Consider the following 17,708-nt stretch of genomic DNA (forward strand, 5'->3'; position numbering starts at 1 on the left):
TTTATCATGGCTAACATCAAATTAGCGTTGGTCGATGACCACAATTTATTCCGGCGGGGTATTGCCTCTATTCTGGGGCAGGTAGCCGATTTTGAGCTGGTGCTGGAAGCCAGTAATGGGCAGGAGTTTATCGAAAAAATACCCCGCAAGATGCCCGACGTCGTGCTGCTCGACCTGCAAATGCCGGTGCTGGATGGCACCGCCACGGCCGATTACCTGCGTGAACATTACCCGCTCATCAAGATCATCGTGCTGACGATGCACGACGAAGACCGTATGGTGCTGCACCTGCTGGAGAAAGGCGTAAGCGGCTACTTACTAAAAGACTCCGATCCCGATGAAGTGGAGAAGGCCGTTCGAAAGGTGATGGACGAAGGGGTGTACCTCAACGAGTTTGTGTCGCGGGCCATGCTGCGGAAAATGACCAACAAAACGACGGTCGTGAAGCAGTCAACGTTGTACAACAGCAAGATTTTACTCTCGGAGCGCGAAAAAGAGGTGCTGAAACTGATTTGCGAAGGCCTTTCTACGGCTGAAATCAGCGACCGCATTTTCCTGAGTCCGCGTACGGTTGAGGGGCATCGGCTGCGCATTCTCGAAAAAACCGGCACCAAAAACACGGCCGGGATGGTCGCCTACGCCTTCAAGAACGATCTGGTGTAGACGGGGTTCCTGGCCAGTAACGGCTTACTATCAACTGGTTATAGAGGCTGGCTGGGCAAAAATGGCCCAATCAGCCTGAAAACGTAGTAATTTGCCGTATGCGTTACATATCCGCTTGTATCGTGGGGCTTGGCTCGGTAGCTCTCTTAGGCTGCACCACGCCGACGACAGAGCCCGTTAGCCTGGGCCCGGATTTTATGCCTTTGGAAACGGGTCGGTTTATCGTATATGACGTGACGGAACAACGCTACTCGCTAACCGCGGCCCCCACCACCACGACTTATCAGCTTAAGGAGACCGTTGGCAACAGCTACACCGACGTGACGGGCCAAACCGCCTATCGGCTGCAACGCTACCGCCGGGCTACGGCCGCGGCCACCTGGACGCCCGACTCGCTCTGGACAGCCCGCCTCACCGACCGCGCCGCCATCCGCACCGAAAACGGCGTTGATTTCGTAAAACTGCAATTCCCGGTTCAGGAACGTGACCGCTGGAACGGCAATCAGTTCAATCAGTACGATGACGACCAGTATCAGACCCGGCAGGTACGTCAACCATACACAATTGGCAGTCAGTCGTTTGACGAAACGGTGCAGGTCGTTCAGCAGGACGATTCGACGCTGGTCTCGCGCGACAAACGGGTAGAAGTCTATGCCCGGCAGCTCGGATTGGTTTATAAGGAGCGGGCTCAGTTTCACTATTGTTCAACGGGGGCTTGCCTCGGCAAAGCACAGATCGATTTTGGCGTGCGGCAGGTGTTCAGACTGGTAGCATATGGAAAGGAATAGGTGGTTGGTTGGCTTACTGGTGCTGAGCATGTGGCTGGTGGGTGCTCGACCCATCCAGGCGCAACGGCTCGGCCAATACCTGCTCCTGTTTCGTGACAAGGCCAACACGCCCTTCACTACCGGCCAGCCCACGCAGTTTTTATCGGCCCGATCGGTAGCGCGGCGGCAACGGCAGGGCCTTCCTATTACCAGCCGCGATCTGCCCGTAACCCCGGCCTATGTGCAAGGGCTGCGGCAGGCCGGGGCGCGGGTACTCTATACCTCACGGTGGCTCAATGCGGCGCTGGTCGAAGCCAATTCGGCGCTATTGCCCACGTTGCTGGCTCTACCCTACGTACAGGGCCTGGAAACGGGACGGGTGCTCAACAATGTGAATGCCCGCCAGAACGCCAGCGTCGATGCTCAGCAACGTACCCAGAAGTTTAGTGAAACGATACCCAGCTACGGGCAGGCCGATTTTCAGCTTCGGCAACTGGGCGTCGATCAGATGCATGCGCAGGGCTTTCGGGGCGAAGGCATGCTCGTGGGCATTCTGGATGCTGGCTTTCTGCGGGCCAATCAGGTGCCTTTTCTGCAAAACCTGTTCGCCGAACAACGCATTGTGGCTACCTATGATTTTGCCGACCGCGAAGCCGACGTTTACGACGATGACACCCACGGCCTGAATGTGTTGTCGGTGATGGCGGGTGAACTGCCCAATCAGTTTTACGGCCCGGCGTTCAAGGCTTCCTACGTACTGCTACGGACCGAGGTGGCGGCTACCGAAAACCCCGTTGAAGAGGCTTATTGGCTTTTGGGAGCCGAATATGCCGACAGCGTCGGCGTCGACGTGCTGAACTCCTCGCTAGGCTATACCACCTTCGACAACCCCGCCGACAACCACACCTATGCCGACCTGACCGGCACCCGAACCCTGGTCAGCCGGGCGGCGACCTGGGCGGGCGAAGCGGGCATTGTGGTGGTTAATTCGGCGGGTAACGAGGGTAACAGCGCCTGGCGGTACATTGGCGCTCCGGCCGATTCGCCGTCAATTTTGTCAATTGGCGCCATCGACCGAACCGAGCAATTGGCCGGTTTCAGTTCGATTGGCCCAACGCCCAACGGCCGCCTGAAGCCCGATCTGGTTGCGCTGGGCGTCGGCACCGTTCTGGGCTCACCCAATGGTACTATCGTTAGTGGGAATGGCACGTCGTTTTCGTCGCCCCTGGTGGCGGCACTGGCAACGGGTTTCTGGCAGGCCAACCCACGCCTCACAGCCGCTCAGGTACGTGAAAGCCTTCGCCTGTCGGGCTCTCAGGCTAGTTCGCCCAACCCTTTTTATGGTTACGGGATACCTTCATTTAACCGAGCCACGGCGATTGCCCGGTCTCATTACGGGGCCGATGCCCCTGCCGTGTCGGTGTACCCAAATCCCGTCAGCGGTCTCGACCCGCTCAACGTATTCTGGAGTGAAACAGACCCTGGCCAGGAAGCCACCATCCGCGTCACCGACCTGACGGGCCGGCTTGTTTACCAGGAGCGACTGCTCTCTGGCCAATCGTTCAGTGTCCCGTTTATGGAACGTGGCCTGTATCTGCTGACCATGACGACCAATACGAAGTCACGAACAGTAAAATACCTGCGCCTATAATCGAAACGTAGTGATATTTGCTTATGCGTCTATCTCCACCAACTTTACCTGAGCCTACTGTACACCCACTTTCTCCCTACAGCCAACCGGAGACAGCCACCCTGCGCTGGAGTTATCTGGCCTTTGCCCTGTCACTCGGCTTCGCCCTGTTCATCAGTTACGTACGACCGCCACTAAGCGGCTACTTCACGACCGACGAGCAGTTCATTGCCGACTCGGGTGTCTTTATGCTCTACGGAGCTACCCCCCGTTGCCTCGACTGGCCAGGCATTCCGATGGTGCTGGTTTTCTATGTACTCGCCATCGGGCAATGTGGTCTGAACCTGCTGGCCGCTGCCACGTCTGGCCCACTTACCGCCGTCGATGCGTTCGGCATCGTTGACAAAACCGTCTATACATACCTCACCGATCGCGTACCGTTGCTGGTGGCTGGACGGACCGTACAGCTTCTGCTGGTCTTCGGACTGCTCTTTTGGTGCATTCAACTTATTTACAAAAGTCAGGTAGCGCTGTTGCCCCGCGTCATGCGGTTTCCGCTGGTGGTGTTGCTATGCCTGTCGTTCGATGTGCTGGCTGGCGCTCCTGTGGTGCGGCCTGAGGGGCTTGCCTATGCGCTGTTTGCGGTAGCCAGTCTGCTGGTCTTAGTGGGCAACTTTCGGGAAGGGTCCTGGCGCTTGCCGGTGATCGTGCTGGGCGTGATGGCGCTGATGATCAGTCAACGGCTGCTGTTTGTCTTTACGTTTCCGTTTTTGCTGGGTGGCTTGCTGCTCCAAATGGGCTTTAGCCTGCGCCGGGCGGTGGGTACGTTGGCGTTGTTGCTACTCTGCACGTTGCTCGCCATGCCGTTCCTGTTTACCGACAGCTTTGTGGTGCTGAAGGCCTTTCTGGGTGGTATGCTCCAGAAGGTAAACGGAGCGCCACAACCAACTTATTTCAATTGGACGTATATACGCGATAGTGTGCTGGGTACCCCCACCGTCTGGCAGGCCGCGCTCATCGTGATCGGCAGCGTGGCCTTCTGGCGTTTTTATCCAAAGCGCGGTGTTGCGGCTCTGCTGCTGGGCAACCTGTTGTTTCTGACGGTCACCATCTTTCATGCCTCAAAGATCTACCACACCCATACGCTGCCCATTCGGTGTCTGACCCTTTTTCCGCTGCTGTATGGCCTGTATTGGCTCTACCGCGCCACGAACCGGATCTGGGTTATGTATGGACTGCTGGCCATATATGTGATGGCCAATGCCTACGAAGGCTGGGATATGGTACGGGCGTCGTTCATCAGCAACCCCATGTGGGACGTGGTAACGTACCTGAAAACCCTACCCGACTCCAAGCGGGTGCTCATTGATCCCATCTTCGATAATGTGGCCCCACGCAGCCAGAAAACTCTGGCTCGTGAGCTGAGCAACATTCAGGATATGACCCTGACCCAGGTTAAATACAAACGGCAATTGGGTGGAAAGGTAGAGGGAGACGTACCGATAGCCATGGTGGCTACGTTATCAGAAGACGAGCGGCTGGCGGTGCTGCAACGGCAGGTTCTGGCTCGCTATACTCCGGCAGGCCGGTTCCCCGATTCCTTCGTGTATACCGACTACCCCGGGTTTGTGAATTACTTTATCGACAAAGCCAGCGCCATGGCCGATTTCGATAAAGGACAGTACGACTACCTGGTTACCTACGAGGCACTGCCCAACCGGCAACCGGTACGAATCTTCTGGACCGAGGCCTATTGGCCCGCCTTTTTCCTGTATCAATCACCCGCTTTAGCGCGCCAATGACCTTTCCCTACCAACACGCTACGATCGAGCTTCGGCAAGGCGATATCACCAAACTGGCGGTGGATGCCATCGTCAATGCGGCCAATAGTAGTTTGCTGGGTGGGGGCGGCGTCGATGGGGCTATTCACCGGGCGGCGGGCCCCGAGTTGGTGCAGGAATGCCGCCTGTTGGGTGGCTGCAAAACCGGCAACGCCAAGCTCACAAAAGGCTATCGCCTGCCAGCCAGGTACGTCATTCACACGGTAGGCCCCGTCTGGAACGGGGGTCAACTGAACGAACCGGCTCTGTTGGCCAGTTGCTATGTGCGATCACTGGAGGTAGCCGTTCAGCACGGGCTAAAAACGGTTGCCTTTCCCAACATTAGCACGGGCATCTACGGTTACCCAAAAGACGAAGCCTGCCAGGTGGCGATTCGCACCGTAGCAGGCTTCCTAGAAACTAATCAAGCTATTGAGACGGTGTATTTTGTCTGCTTCGATGCGGACAATTACACCTTATATGCACAGGCATTGGCCAAGCTGTAGCCCCGTTTACTCGCCCATTGTTGAACCGCTTTTAGGGGCTTTCTCCCGCTTCCGGGCCACTTCCCCTTCGCTCGATTCAGTAGACCGGGTCTTCTGGTTCTGGGCCTTATAATTCCGGTTGGCCAGCCCTTCGTCAGTCACGTGATCAACCGTGATACCACCCGAGGGCAGCTGGTTGGGTGCCTGATTTTTATAGCTAGTCTGCCGGTTGGCGGGGCCGTAAGGCGGCCGAACCTCAACGCCCTTATCGCCTTCCCAGCGCCGGGCCGCCGCCGCCTTGTTGGGATGCTTGTAGTTATGCGTCGAGTAGGTCGGATCGTTGCGGAGTTTGGCATCGTCCTGCGCCGCCGTATCGTTGCCGCAGGCCAGCAGCCCTAGGCCAGCCAGCAGTGAGAATACCAGTTTCATAGCGTTCTGTGGTTTTGTTGTCCAAAGGTAAAACCCAGAAAACGACCACAGAGTTAATGGCTTAAATCCTACTTTTTCTGACCATTCTGCTAATAGACTCAGAATCGGATAAACGTTCGGCTTCATCCAGCGTAACCCATTGGGTATTTTTCACTTCCCTATTTTCACCAAGTAAAATTTGGTCATTAGAAAAATATTGGAAGCGGATATCATAATGTAAATGCGCCGGTATGGCATCGGCAGTGCCCTCATTGCGGGCAGGAATCGGGTGTATGTCGACGTCAAAAATCTGGGGACTGGCCAGGCGCAGGTTGGTCAGCCCAGTTTCTTCCTCAGCCTCCTGCCGGGCCACCGCCTGCACATCGGGGTTGCCGTCGGCGTGCCCACCGGGTTGAAACCATCGGTCTAGTTTGCGGTGGTGAATCAGCAGGGCTTTGGGTTCCTCAGGTACGTTGGTGGTCGATGGGTCGGGCGACAGGATCCAGGCTGAACCCGTAACGTGCCCGGTCTGCAGCGACCGCTCGAAACAAGCGGGATTGGCCTCCACGAAGGCAATTGTCTGGGCCGTCATGGCGGCTTCGTTGGCATCAGCCGGTACGTGCTGGCGCAGTAGTTGAAGGAGCGGTTGGCGGTGCATCTTTTTTTGCCCAATTTCGCACCCAAACAACGTCTAAAAACCCCTCGTATCATGAAAAAAATGATGCTCTCGGCTGTTGGTCTGTTGCTGCTGGCGCAACTCGCTACAGCTCAGGTGAAATTGCCTTCACCCAGCCCAGGTGCCACCATCATGCAAACGGTCGGCATCACCGACCTCACCGTTAAGTATTCGCGACCCAGCCTGAAAGGCCGCACGCCCTTCACCGACGCATTTGTGCCCATGGGTAAAGTGTGGCGGACGGGCGCCAACGGCGCGACAGCCTTCACCACCTCGACTGACCTGACCATTGACGGAAAAACCCTGCCGGCTGGCACTTACGCTATCATGTCGATCCCGGCGGCCGACAAGTGGACCCTTATTTTCACCAAGAACGCAGGCGTAACCGAGCAAACCTATAAGCAGGACGAAGACGCGCTGCGCGTGAGCATGACGCCAAGCAACCTGGGCGAAAAAGTGGAAACGTTCACCATCGGCATCAACAACGTGACCGACAGCACCGCCACGATGGACATCATGTGGGCCGACGTGAAAGCTTCGGCCAACCTCGGCGTTAATACCACGGCGCTGGCGATGGCTGGCATCGACAAGGCCGTTGCCGAGAAACCCGATGATGCCGGTACGCTGATGGCTGCCGCCAACTACAACCTTTCGAAAGGCCGCAAACTGGAAGAGTCGCTGATGTATGTCGACAAGGCGATTGCCCAGAAAGAAAACTACCGCAACCTGTGGGTGAAAGCGCAGTTGCTGGGTAAGATGGGCAAATACGCCGAAGCACTGCCCGTAGCGCAAAAAGCCCTGGCGATGGGCGAGACCTCGGGCGATGCCGCCTTCCCGTTCTTCAAAGACGCCATTGCCAAAGGCGTAACCGACTACCAGGCCAAAATGCCCGTGGCGATGCCCGCCAAAGGGAAAGGCAAGAAAAAGGCCTGATCTGGTCAGAATAGTGCATTCTTTTCCGCGAAAGCCCGTCCATTTTTGGCGGGCTTTTGTCGTATTCATACCATTTTTTCCGCCAACACCCCCATGACCCATTCTGTTAAAGCTGCCATTGCCAACGGCACCGGCCATTTCCAGATCGACACCATCGACGTCCACGAGCCGCAGGGCGACGAGATCCGGGTGCTGCTCAAAGCCGCTGGCCTTTGCCACACCGACTGGGATTCGCAGTCGTGGGGCAAGGCGCTGGTGATGGGCCACGAAGGGGCGGGCATCGTGCAGGCGGTGGGGCCGCTGGTGACGCGCTTCCGGGTGGGCGATGCCGTCATGCTCAACTGGGCCATTCCGTGCGGTACGTGTTTTCAGTGCCTGGAGGGCAACCAGCACATTTGCGAGGTGAACTCGCCGGTTACGAGCGGCAACCGGGCGAGCGGTGGCCACGCCGCCCCGGAACGTACCCAGTGGCACGGCCAGCCCATCGAACGCTCCTTCAGCCTGGGTACGTTGTCGGAGCAGACCGTGGTGCGCGAAGCCGCCGCCGTGAAGATCACCGTGGCTATCCCCTTCGCGTCGGCGGCCATCGTGGGGTGCGGCGTCATGACGGGCTACGGCTCGGTGGTCAACGCAGCGAAGGTGAAGCCGGGGCGCAGCGTGGTGGTGCTCGGAACGGGGGGCGTAGGCCTCAACGTCATCCAAGGGGCGCGCATCGCCGGGGCGGGGCAAATCATTGCCGTCGACGTCAACGCCAACCGCCTCGATATGGCCCGCCGCTACGGGGCAACGCATACCCTGCTGGCCGACCGCGCCGACACGGGGTTGTTGCAGGCTGCTCAGCAGGTAAAGGCCCTGACCAACGGCCGCGGCGCTGATTACGCCTTTGAGTGCACAGCGATTCCGGCGCTGGGCGCAGCGCCGCTGGCCATGATCCGTAACGCGGGCATTGCCTGCCAGGTGAGCGGTATCGAGCAGGAAATCAGCATCGACATGAATCTCTTCGAGTGGGATAAGGTCTACATCAACCCGCTCTACGGCCAATGCCGTCCCGACATCGATTTCCCGATTCTGCAACGCCTCTACGAGAAAGGCGATCTCCTGCTCGATGAACTCGTCACCCGCACCTACACGCTCGATCAGTTGGGCGATGCCTTTGCCGATATGCTCGCGGGCCGGAATGCCAAAGGCGTTATTCTGTTCAACAATGAGTAAGGACTAGCCCAAGCGCTATCCCTTTGCCTCGGCCGTCAGCGGGGCGGTTTCGGTTGTCTTTGCTTCCAGTTTTTCGAGTACCTGCCAGCACTGGTACAGGGCACGCGGAATATGGAAACAGCCCTTCCATTTGCCGCCTTTGAGGGGCAGCAACACCTCGCCCTGCCGGTTGAGGTAGCCAAACCACTCGCCATAATCAGCATCGCGGAAGCGGCTGAAGGTGTAGTCATGCACGGTGTTGAACCAGGTCAGGCAGCGCTCGTCGCCCGTAAACTGATAGCCTTTCAACAGGGCCACCAGCGTTTCGACGTGCACCCACCAGAGTTTCTGATCCCATTCCAGGTGCTGCGAGGGATAGCCTTTGCTGTCGAGGAAATAGAAAATGCCCCCATGAATCGGGTCCCAGCCGTATTCGAGGTGCCGCAGCGTCAGGTCTTTGGCTTTTTCGATTAGTTGGCGATTGTTGAGCCGTTCGCCCAGGTCCATGATAAACCACATCGCTTCGATGGCGTGGCCAGGATTGAGGTGGCGCCCTTCGAAACTATCGACGACCGCGCCGCTGGGCGACACGTTTTCCCGAATTAGCCCCAGTGACTCATCGTAGAAGACCTCCATCACTTCGTGAATGCACTCGTCGATCAAGTTGTTGACCAGCGAGGCATCCAGCAGGTGTTCCAGTTCGAGCGACAGGTTGCACAAAATCATGGGCAGGGCAAAATTCTTCAGCGGGCGGGTACCGGCCACGCTTTTATCCCAATGTCGTTTGGGGTTGTGCCGCCGGTCGAGGATGCGCTGAAAGGTGGCCTGAGCAATGTCGGCGTGGCGCGCCTCGTTGGTGGCTTTGTAGAGTTGCCCAAACCCCATTGTGGCAAAACAGTCCGAAAAAATGTTGTACGGCTGCACCAGCGGTTTGCCCGCGCGGGTGGTCGAAAAGTACCAGGTTCCGTCGGCGGCGCGGCCGTGTTTTTCCATGAAATCGGCCCCGTGGAGCGCCATGTCGAGCCATTCGGCTTTCGGGCTGAGCCGATTGTAGAGCATGGCGAAGGTCCAGACCTGCCGGCCCTGCAACCACATAAACTTGTCGGTGTCGAATACGGAGCCGTCGCGGTTCAGGCAGGTGAAAAAGCCACCCTGTTCGGTATCGACAGAATGTGTTTGCCAGAACGGAATGATGTTGGTCAGTAATTCGCGCTTATAGAGGTCGGCAAGCTGGTCAAAAACAATCATGGGAATGAAGGGAAAAGGGTGGATACGCCACTGAAAAACCAAGCGAAAGATAACGGGCTATCGCCATGAAGTATACCGTATCCACGCAATCAATACGTAAAATAAGTGTTAAAAAAGCGGGGCTGTTCGGTCAGTCCTTCGTAGTAAAAAAAGACTTCGCCGTTGAGTTGTTGGCGTCGGTTTTCGTTGATCATCGCCTGCAAAAAGCTCTCGTCGGGTTTGTAGCTTCCCACTTTGAGCAATACGCCGGGCACCAGCAGGCGCCGTTTATCGGCCGAAATCTGCTGCGTGGTGATTTTGGTCAGCTCATTGCGGTAGGCGTCGATGTTGTAGCGGTAGATCTGCGGGGAAATCAGATCAACCCAACCGTTCTGCACCCAGGTTGGCCAATCTTGCAGGTACTCGGTTTTGGCAAACGGATAAATGCTGGGGGCCATGGCAATCTGTAGCGTTGGCCGAATGGCTTTCAACTCGGTATAGAGCCGTTTGGCAAACCCATTGAGCCGGTTGGCCCGCCAGTTCACCCAGGCAACGTCTGTTTTAGGATCGGTGGGCATCGACCCGCCCGTTTCCTGCTTGTATGCCGCCAGAACAGCCGGGTTATACCCACATTCGGTGGGCAGCGCAGGCAGGCGATCGTCGCCCTGAATACCGTCGAGGTCGGGGTAGTTGGTGGCTACCTCTTTCAACAGCGACAGCATAAAATCCTGCACCTCCGGGTCGAGGGCGTTCATCCACTTGAAGCCATTTTTAACCACGACCTTGCCATCCTGCCCCAAAGCGGCCCACTGCGGCTTCATCCGCAGTATGTGCTCGCCGAAGCCATTATTTTCGGCCGCAAAGCCGTACTCCATCCAGGCGTAGACCTTGATCGAATCGGCATGCGCCGCGTCGAGCAGTTCGCGCAGTGGATCGCGGCCCTGCAGGCTTTCGTCGATTTCGATGCCGAAGGTGTTTTTCATCACCGCCGACGGGTACAGGGTCCGGCCTTTGTTCCACATGACCACGAAGATGTGGTTGATGCCGCTCTGCCGACAGGTTTTCACGGCCTGGCGGATGCCCGCCGACGTACCCAGCACCTGACTCCCTACGTTGGTGAGCCAAACGCCCCGCACATGGCGGGAAACGGGGGGGTCGGTGCGGGCAGGTTGTGCAACCGTTGTGGACCTGCACTGCCCAAACAGGGCAGGCAGGGCACACAACAGACAGAAAAGAACGCGTTTACGCATAGAGGTTGAGTAACGAATCATTGGTAGCTAGTTATACTGGCCGTGGGCGCGGGGCGTTACCAGCCCAGATTCTGCTTGAGGCCTTTGTTCTTATCCAGCTCGCCCTGTGGAATTGGCCAGAGCGCGTGCTTGTCGACGTTGACGCGGGTCTCGTTGCGGCTTTTGATCCGCTGGGCCACGCTGGCCGAATAGTCAGGGATATCGTTCAGGTCCTGCACCGATCCTTTGGCGCCAAACGTTGGCACAGCCGGTACGTTGGCCGGATTCAGCGCCGCCCCCACGATGGGGCCGTTTAGGACTTCTTTGACGATCCCCCACCGCCGAATGTCGAACAGGCGCAGGCCTTCGGTCGCAAACTCGACGGCCCGCTCCCGACGAACCAACTGCCGCAGCTTGGTCTGGTCAGACAGGGTGGTAGCCGGTTGTCCCGCCCGCCGCCGAACGGCGTTGATGGCGTCCGTCACTGACCCGTCGATCTGGTTCAGTTCGATTTTAGCCTCGGCGTAGGTCAGCAAAATTTCGGCGTACCGCATCAGAATGAACGGCGTTTTCAACTCCCAGGCATACTGGTCGGGGTCGTTGTACTTGCGCCAGACGTACCCAACGCCGCCCACGGCCCCCGTCGACCCAAACTGCCACACGCTGTTGGACGAGGTCACGAAGTCGGGGTTGCCGTTGACGACATCGTACTTCTGCGTATTCCAGTTGAAGCGGAAAATCTGGTCGCTGTGGATGTTGTAGATAAACCGCTGATTGGGGTTCTGATACGGCAGGCTGGCCGTTTTGACCATTCTGACTTCGATGGTATCGCCCGGCATGTAGAGCGTCCAGCGCAGGCGGCGGTCGCGGTTGCGGCTCGGGTTGGCCGGGTCATACAAGGGCGATTCGTCGATGCGCTTGCCGTCAGTGCATTCAAACTTGTCGACCATCGCCTGCGTCGGGAAGTTGTTGCTCTGGGCACCCAGCGTCTGGCGGGGGGTGTAGCCTACCACCTGCCACGAGGCAATGTTCGGGTTTTCGGCGGGGTACATCATCTGCCCGATCACCTCCCGGCCCGCATTGGCGGTTTGCCCGGCCAGCGTAAACAAGGCCTGATAATTGGGGTTCAGGCTGTGGTTGCCGCTTTTGATGATGGTGTTGGTGGCCTCGGCGGCCGTCGCATAGTCTTTGATGAGCATAGCCAGCCGGGCTTTGATCCCCAGCGCCATGTGTTTGCTCATCCGGCCCCGTTCGGCGGGGTTGAGTTCCAGGCCCGCATAGGCTTCGTCGAGGTCTTTGTAGAGCGCTTTGGCAATCTCCTCCTTCGGGCTTTGGGCCTGCGTTTCGTACTGATCGGGCTGGAGCGGTTGGGTGTAGTACACCACGTCGCCATACCAGGTGATCAGGTTCAGGTAGGCCCAGGCCCGCAGCGTCAGGGCTTCGCCCCGCATCCGGGCATAGGCGGTCGGGCTGCTCTGGGCCTGCCCCCGTTTCATGCCTTCGAGCAGGTCGTTGGCGCGGGCGATGAGTCGGTAGCCCTGCTGCCAGCCCGTTTCCGACATGGCGTTGCCGATCACGAATGGCCCCTGATTACCCATGGCTACCAGTGCTTCGGGATCAGTTTTGCGGGAAATGATGAGGTCAGTGGTGCCCTCAACGCGCTTCAGGTCAGGTACGTTGCCCCGGCTGTTCCAGAAGGCCGCGTTGTAGACCCCGGTCAGGCCGATTCGGATTTCGGCTTCGTTGGCGTAAAAAGTGGCGCTTGAGGGCGTATCCAGCGGCTGCCGGTTCAGGAAGTCCTGACAGCCAGAGGCCAGTATAGCCAGCGCAATAATCGATACTATCTTTTTCATGGCGATGTTCAGAATTTCAGGTTTAGACCAACGGTGTAGGTTTTGATGAGCGGGTAAAACTCAGCCGTGTTGTTGTTGATCTCCGGATCGAAGCCTTTCCAGAAGGGCGTAAGGGTAAACAGGTTCTGCGCGCTGACGTAAAAACGGGCCGAGCCAATGCCCAGCTTGGTGGTGAGGGCGTCGGGCAGGCGGACGCCCAGATTCACGTTTTTGAGGCGGAAATAGGCCGAATTTTTCACCCAGAACGACGAGTTGGTTCCGTTGACACCGATGGCGGGCAACAGGCGCGGGAACGTAGCGTTGGGGTTCTCGGGCGTCCAGTAATCTTTATGAATCGCCAGCAGCGACGGAATGAAATCCCCGGCGAAGAAAGGCCAGGCACCCGTGCCCGAGATGTAGTTTTCTTTCTTACCCACGCCCTGCCCAAACAGGTTCAGGTCGAAAATGCCGTACGACAGGTTGGCGTTGATGCTGTATTCGTAGCGGGGAAAGCTGTTGCCGATAAAGGTCCGGTCGTCGGCGTTGACTTTGCCATCACCGTTCAGGTCAGCATATTTGATATCGCCGGGCGCCGGGGTGAAAAAGTGGGTGGGGCTGGACGCAATCTCTTCTTTCGACTGAAAATAACCGATGGCCTGATACCCGTAGTACGACCGAAGCGGGTAGCCCTCGGCCGAGCGCAGCAGCCCCTCGTCGATGTAGGGCACGCCTGGCAGCTCGGTCACTTTATTTTGTACGTCAGACAACACGCCCGTTATGTCGTAGCGCAGCCCGCCGATGCGGTTGCGGTAGGTAGCCGATACCTCCCAGCCCCGGTTTTCCATTTTGCCCAGGTTAAGCAGGGCCGGGTTCAGGCCCACATAACCCGGGATTGGGCGGCGCATCAGAATGTCCGAGATCTTTCGAACGTAATAATCCGCCGTGATGCTCAGGCCTTTGAGCAATTGAAAATCAACACCTACGTCGAATTGCGTCGATTGTTCCCAGGTAGTACCCGCATTTACCGCGTCGGTCAGCGCCAGGCCCTGATTGATGGTATTGTTGAAATAATAGTCGTTGCCCGACGCATACGTACCGGCAAACGGATACAGTTCAGGTACGCCCTGATTGCCCAACGTGCCGTACGACGCCCGGATTTTGGCGAAGGAAATCACCGAGCTCAGCCCCGAGAAGAATTTTTCATTGCTGAATACCCAGCCCGCCGACGCCGACGGGAAGAAACCCCACTGCCGGTCGAGGGCCTGCGCGAACCGCGACGAGCCATCGTAGCGGCCATTTACCTCAAGCAGGTATTTGTCCTGAAACGCGTAGTTCAGACGGCCATAGAAGCCCGCCAGCGCATATTCGTTGGCCCCACCCGAGTTATCTCGGTTGGCGCCACCCAGCGAGAGGTACGGCAGCCCTTCGTTGATGAAGTCAGAGCGCGAGGCACCCAGGCTGCGGGTAACGCCCTCCTCCGTCTGAGCGCCCACGAGCAGTTTCGCTTCGTTTTTAGCATCGCGGTAGGTGTAGGTAGCCTGCGCCAGGTACGTTGTCCGGTAGTTGGTCGAGTAGCTTTCCGAAAGGGCGTTGGTACCGGGATACGGCGCCACCAGGTCGTAGGACTTATTGGCGATGTTGGGCGCATACACATTGTAGTTTTTCTGGAACCGCTTCGTGTTGGGATACCACTGCTCACGGGCCGCACTTGCCTCAATTTCCAGCGCCTTGATGGGCGTATAAATGAACGAGGCTTTACCCAAGAAACTAGGCGTAATCACCTGCAACAGACCGCTTGATTCAGCCTGGCCCAACGGGTTACGCCGGTTGGACTGCCCAGCATCCCCATACATGCCATCGCCAAACTTCGCGGGGCCGGTGGCCGGTAACCCAATGGCCTGCCGGATGATGAATTCGGGGCTGCCGCCAGCGGGTTCGGTGCGGGTCGACTGGTTGAAGAACAGCACCGACGTGAGCCGAAGCTTGTCATTAAATCGAATGTCGGGGTTCAGACGCAGGTCAAACCGATTAAAGCTGTTGTTCGGAATCAGCCCCTGCTGATTCAGGTACGACACCGAAGCAAACAGGCTGGCCTTTTCGCTGCCCGCTTCCACGGTAAGGTTGTGGTTCTGCATCAGGCCGCTGTTGGTCAGCAGCAGCTTCACCCAGTCGTTGTCGAACACCTCCAGGTTGTCGGGGGCAGTGCTTTTGTACTTATCGATGAGCGCCTGCGAAAACACAAACGCATTGGGGTTGCCGGTCTGATTGCGCTGCGCCACATTGCTCAGCTCCATGTGCTCCACGGCGCTTACCTTCTGGGGAATGTTGGTCGCTTCCTGCTTCGTCACGAAGACGTTGTAGCCCACTTTGATGCCGCCCGTGCCGCCCCGTTTGGTCTTGACGAGCACGACGCCGTTGGCCGCCCGCGAGCCGTAGACGGCGGTCGACGCGGCATCTTTCAGCACCGTAATGCTTTCAATGGCGTTGGCATCCACGTTGTCGAGGCTCGATACCACCCCATCAATCAGGATAAGCGGCGCCTGGCTGGAGAAGATCGAGCCAATACCCCGAATTCGGATGGTGGGGGAATCGGCACCGGGCTTACCCGACCCCTGAAATACGGACACCCCGGGCGCCAGGCCCTGCAACAGGTTGCTGGTCGTACCCACCTGCCGTTTCAGCAGGTCGGTCGACTTCAATTGGGTGACCGACCCGGTGAGGTTGGCTTTCTTCTGAACGCCATAACCGACCACCACCACTTCCGACAGGGTGCGGTCGTTAGGCTTCAGCGTAATCGCTAGCTCCGCGCTGTTGGCAATTACCTCGGCGTTGTCATACCCAATGCTGGAGACAATCAGGGTAGCGCCCTGATCAACAACCAGCGAAAAGTTGCCGGAGGCATCAGTGGAAGTGCCCTTGTTGGTGCCTTTCACGGCGACGTTGGCACCAACCACGCCTTCGCGGGTGTCGCCGTCAATAATTTTCCCCTTAATGGCAATCGACTGCGCCATTGCCGAGGTCCAGCCTATCGCCAGCAGGAGGAGGAATAGAAATCGTTTCATAAGAAAAGAAGGAATGGACTATTATCTGGATGATGCACAAACGTAATCTTTTTACATAAATTAATAAAACTTCTGTAAAATTTTTATTAAAGTTTATTTGGATAGCGCCGGTTTATTCAGACATTTGTTTCGCACATCCCCCTAAAACCCGTCTTTTATCATGCGTAGCTGGTTTTCACTGTGTTTGAGTCTGCTACTGACGCTGCTTGCTTGTAATCAAGTTGAGGCGCAGGCAACGGCTCGTATCCTGCTGATTCCCCTCGATGATCGCCCCCCCTGTTTGCAGTTTCCGGTGCAGATGGGCAAGATTGGCGATGTCGACGTGGTGACGCCGCCACGCGAGTTGCTCGGCCGGTTTACGGACGTAGGCAAATCCGACGAGCTTATCCGCTGGCTACGTACCCAGTCGCTGACCCAGTTCGACGCGGCCATTATCTCGGTCGATATGCTCGCCTATGGGGGGCTCGTGGGTTCGCGCATTCATGGGGTGCCCGAAAAAGAAGCGCTCGACCGCCTCGCGGTTATCCGGGAACTGCGCCGTAAAGCACCGACTCTGAAGATATATGGGTCCAGCGTGATTATGCGGCTGGCCCCAACCGCCGACGGCAAAAACGAAGCCTACCGGGAGAAGCTGGCGAAATGGGCCGAAGTCTCACCCGATCCAGTTCAGCAGGAACTGACCCGACAGCTCGAAGCGGCCATTCCCGCCGCGGCCTTAGCCGACTACAAACAGGCCCGCGTGCGTAACCTACGGGTCAATGAATACGCAGTTAAGCTGACCAACGACAAAGTATTTGACTACCTGATTGTCTCGCAGGACGACGCCAAACCGAAGGGCGTGCACATCCGGGACCGCGAGACACTGACCGCCGCCGTCCAACGGGCGAAGCTGACCGGGAGAGTAGCCATTCAGCCGGGGGCCGACGAGGTATCGATGCTGCTGCTGGCCCGGGCGGTCTCGGATCGGTATGACTACCATCCGCGCATCAAAGCCATTTACTCGTCTGAAACCGCTGCCAATACGGTAATGCCCTACGAAGACCGGCCCCTGCGACAAACTGTTAGCTTTCACCTGAACGCGGTGGGCGCGCGGGAGGTAACCGACCCGGAGCAGGCCGACATCTTGTATTATGTGTTTGCCTCGCGCTTCGACACGGGCAGCGCGCAGCAGTTTGCCAGCCAGATCATCAATAGCCCCCCGGCCAAAGGCCTCATCATTGCCGACGTAGACCCCAAAGGTGACGTGCAGGGCGGCGACATTCCGTTCACCGAAGCGCTGAAACAGACCTCTATCTTCGCTCGGGCGTATGGCTACGCCTGCTGGAACACGGCCGGTAACACCATCGGCACGGCCCTCCCCCACGGCATCCTGGCGGGCGTGTCGCGCGTGGTGGCCAAACGCAATGCCGCGGCTGTCGGGCGGATGAATCGGGCGCAGCTATGGTTCATGCTGAACCGATTACTGGATGATTACACGTATCATTCCATCATTCGCCCCAAGGCCAACAAACGGTGCCGCGCCAACCAATGGAACGCTTACCGGCTGACGCCCGAACAGACGGCGGCGGTTGAAGCCTATTGCCAGCAGGAACTGACCCCCATCGCCAGCGAGGTCGCCGCCGAGTTCTTTCCGAAAGCGAGTGGCCGCTCGTGCTCCATCAACAATCTGCGCTTCAGCCTGCCCTGGAACCGTACGTTTGAAGCCGAAATCGATTTCGACGTAACTGACCGTCCGTAACCAACCGTCCGTGACAAGACAAAACAGGCCGTTTCTGACGGCGGCTT

The 17,708-nt window shown here is 57.7% G+C and carries 14 protein-coding genes; 8 read left to right on the top strand and 6 right to left on the bottom strand.

What is annotated here, in order from left to right:
* Nucleotides 1-6 precede the first annotated feature (6 nt).
* The 5 genes from FAES_RS25680 (at nucleotide 7) to FAES_RS25700 (ending at nucleotide 5,386) form a co-directional block, all read left to right on the top strand.
* Nucleotides 7-663 (top strand): response regulator transcription factor, encoded by a 657-nt coding sequence (locus FAES_RS25680; RefSeq protein WP_015334122.1) that lies wholly within the window; start codon nucleotides 7-9, stop codon nucleotides 661-663.
* A gap of 98 nt (nucleotides 664-761) precedes the next feature.
* Complete coding sequence (locus FAES_RS25685) at nucleotides 762-1,451, top strand: hypothetical protein (protein WP_015334123.1); 690 nt, start codon at nucleotides 762-764, stop codon at nucleotides 1,449-1,451.
* Nucleotides 1,438-3,081, top strand: a complete 1,644-nt coding sequence (locus FAES_RS25690; protein WP_015334124.1) for a S8 family serine peptidase — start codon at nucleotides 1,438-1,440, stop codon at nucleotides 3,079-3,081. Before FAES_RS25685 ends, FAES_RS25690 begins: the two co-directional genes overlap by 14 nt.
* 23 nt (nucleotides 3,082-3,104) lie before the next feature.
* The gene (locus FAES_RS25695) at nucleotides 3,105-4,862 is read left to right on the top strand and encodes a hypothetical protein (protein ID WP_015334125.1); all 1,758 of its coding nucleotides are present in this window, start codon (nucleotides 3,105-3,107) and stop codon (nucleotides 4,860-4,862) included.
* The gene (locus tag FAES_RS25700; protein ID WP_015334126.1) at nucleotides 4,859-5,386 is read left to right on the top strand and encodes an O-acetyl-ADP-ribose deacetylase; all 528 of its coding nucleotides are present in this window, start codon (nucleotides 4,859-4,861) and stop codon (nucleotides 5,384-5,386) included. The genes FAES_RS25695 and FAES_RS25700 overlap by 4 nt, the downstream gene beginning before the upstream one ends.
* A gap of 6 nt (nucleotides 5,387-5,392) precedes the next feature.
* Here the strand turns inward: FAES_RS25700 and FAES_RS25705 are convergent, their stop codons facing one another.
* Both FAES_RS25705 and FAES_RS25710 read right to left on the bottom strand, forming a co-directional pair.
* Nucleotides 5,393-5,794 carry a hypothetical protein gene (locus FAES_RS25705; protein ID WP_041258404.1) on the bottom strand — a complete coding sequence of 134 codons (402 nt, stop codon included), beginning with the start codon at nucleotides 5,792-5,794 and terminating at the stop codon, nucleotides 5,393-5,395.
* A 61-nt stretch (nucleotides 5,795-5,855) separates the two neighbouring features.
* Nucleotides 5,856-6,431 carry an NUDIX hydrolase gene (locus FAES_RS25710; protein ID WP_041258405.1) on the bottom strand — a complete coding sequence of 192 codons (576 nt, stop codon included), beginning with the start codon at nucleotides 6,429-6,431 and terminating at the stop codon, nucleotides 5,856-5,858.
* A 51-nt stretch (nucleotides 6,432-6,482) separates the two neighbouring features.
* Between FAES_RS25710 and FAES_RS25715 the strand changes: the two genes are divergently transcribed.
* The gene (locus FAES_RS25715) at nucleotides 6,483-7,382 is read left to right on the top strand and encodes a DUF2911 domain-containing protein (protein ID WP_015334128.1); all 900 of its coding nucleotides are present in this window, start codon (nucleotides 6,483-6,485) and stop codon (nucleotides 7,380-7,382) included.
* A gap of 93 nt (nucleotides 7,383-7,475) precedes the next feature.
* On the top strand, nucleotides 7,476-8,594 hold the full coding sequence (locus FAES_RS25720) for a zinc-binding dehydrogenase (RefSeq protein WP_015334129.1): 1,119 nt from the start codon (nucleotides 7,476-7,478) through the stop codon (nucleotides 8,592-8,594).
* 15 nt (nucleotides 8,595-8,609) lie between these two features.
* Here the strand turns inward: FAES_RS25720 and FAES_RS25725 are convergent, their stop codons facing one another.
* The 4 genes from FAES_RS25725 to FAES_RS25740 all read right to left on the bottom strand — a co-directional run bounded on the left by FAES_RS25725 (nucleotide 8,610) and on the right by FAES_RS25740 (nucleotide 15,923).
* Nucleotides 8,610-9,821, bottom strand: a complete 1,212-nt coding sequence (locus tag FAES_RS25725) for a n-acyl-d-glucosamine 2-epimerase (protein ID WP_015334130.1) — start codon at nucleotides 9,819-9,821, stop codon at nucleotides 8,610-8,612.
* Between the two features lie 89 nt (nucleotides 9,822-9,910).
* Complete coding sequence (locus FAES_RS25730) at nucleotides 9,911-11,050, bottom strand: glycoside hydrolase family 10-like protein (RefSeq protein ID WP_158408814.1); 1,140 nt, start codon at nucleotides 11,048-11,050, stop codon at nucleotides 9,911-9,913.
* Between the two features lie 56 nt (nucleotides 11,051-11,106).
* Nucleotides 11,107-12,882 (bottom strand): RagB/SusD family nutrient uptake outer membrane protein, encoded by a 1,776-nt coding sequence (locus FAES_RS25735; RefSeq protein WP_015334132.1) that lies wholly within the window; start codon nucleotides 12,880-12,882, stop codon nucleotides 11,107-11,109.
* 8 nt (nucleotides 12,883-12,890) lie between these two features.
* The gene (locus FAES_RS25740) at nucleotides 12,891-15,923 is read right to left on the bottom strand and encodes a SusC/RagA family TonB-linked outer membrane protein (RefSeq protein WP_015334133.1); all 3,033 of its coding nucleotides are present in this window, start codon (nucleotides 15,921-15,923) and stop codon (nucleotides 12,891-12,893) included.
* Nucleotides 15,924-16,083: 160 nt separating this feature from the next.
* On the opposite strand from FAES_RS25740, the gene FAES_RS25745 reads away from it, so the two are divergent.
* The gene (locus FAES_RS25745) at nucleotides 16,084-17,661 is read left to right on the top strand and encodes a DUF4127 family protein (RefSeq protein ID WP_015334134.1); all 1,578 of its coding nucleotides are present in this window, start codon (nucleotides 16,084-16,086) and stop codon (nucleotides 17,659-17,661) included.
* Nucleotides 17,662-17,708 lie beyond the last annotated feature (47 nt).

This window comes from Fibrella aestuarina BUZ 2, from assembly GCF_000331105.1.
Lineage (GTDB): Bacteria > Bacteroidota > Bacteroidia > Cytophagales > Spirosomataceae > Fibrella > Fibrella aestuarina.

Excerpts from the sequence above, each read along its gene's own strand:
- FAES_RS25740 (WP_015334133.1), bottom strand. The coding sequence starts at position 15,923 with ATGAAACGATTTCTATTCCTCCTCCTGCTGGCGATAGGCTGGACCTCG.
- FAES_RS25735 (WP_015334132.1), bottom strand. The coding sequence starts at position 12,882 with ATGAAAAAGATAGTATCGATTATTGCGCTGGCTATACTGGCCTCTGGC.
- FAES_RS25720 (WP_015334129.1), top strand. The coding sequence starts at position 7,476 with ATGACCCATTCTGTTAAAGCTGCCATTGCCAACGGCACCGGCCATTTC.
- FAES_RS25745 (WP_015334134.1), top strand. The coding sequence starts at position 16,084 with ATGCGTAGCTGGTTTTCACTGTGTTTGAGTCTGCTACTGACGCTGCTT.
- FAES_RS25700 (WP_015334126.1), top strand. The coding sequence starts at position 4,859 with ATGACCTTTCCCTACCAACACGCTACGATCGAGCTTCGGCAAGGCGAT.
- FAES_RS25680 (WP_015334122.1), top strand. The coding sequence starts at position 7 with ATGGCTAACATCAAATTAGCGTTGGTCGATGACCACAATTTATTCCGG.
- FAES_RS25715 (WP_015334128.1), top strand. The coding sequence starts at position 6,483 with ATGAAAAAAATGATGCTCTCGGCTGTTGGTCTGTTGCTGCTGGCGCAA.
- FAES_RS25685 (WP_015334123.1), top strand. The coding sequence starts at position 762 with ATGCGTTACATATCCGCTTGTATCGTGGGGCTTGGCTCGGTAGCTCTC.
- FAES_RS25695 (WP_015334125.1), top strand. The coding sequence starts at position 3,105 with ATGCGTCTATCTCCACCAACTTTACCTGAGCCTACTGTACACCCACTT.
- FAES_RS25705 (WP_041258404.1), bottom strand. The coding sequence starts at position 5,794 with ATGAAACTGGTATTCTCACTGCTGGCTGGCCTAGGGCTGCTGGCCTGC.
- FAES_RS25690 (WP_015334124.1), top strand. The coding sequence starts at position 1,438 with ATGGAAAGGAATAGGTGGTTGGTTGGCTTACTGGTGCTGAGCATGTGG.
- FAES_RS25710 (WP_041258405.1), bottom strand. The coding sequence starts at position 6,431 with ATGCACCGCCAACCGCTCCTTCAACTACTGCGCCAGCACGTACCGGCT.
- FAES_RS25725 (WP_015334130.1), bottom strand. The coding sequence starts at position 9,821 with ATGATTGTTTTTGACCAGCTTGCCGACCTCTATAAGCGCGAATTACTG.
- FAES_RS25730 (WP_158408814.1), bottom strand. The coding sequence starts at position 11,050 with ATGCGTAAACGCGTTCTTTTCTGTCTGTTGTGTGCCCTGCCTGCCCTG.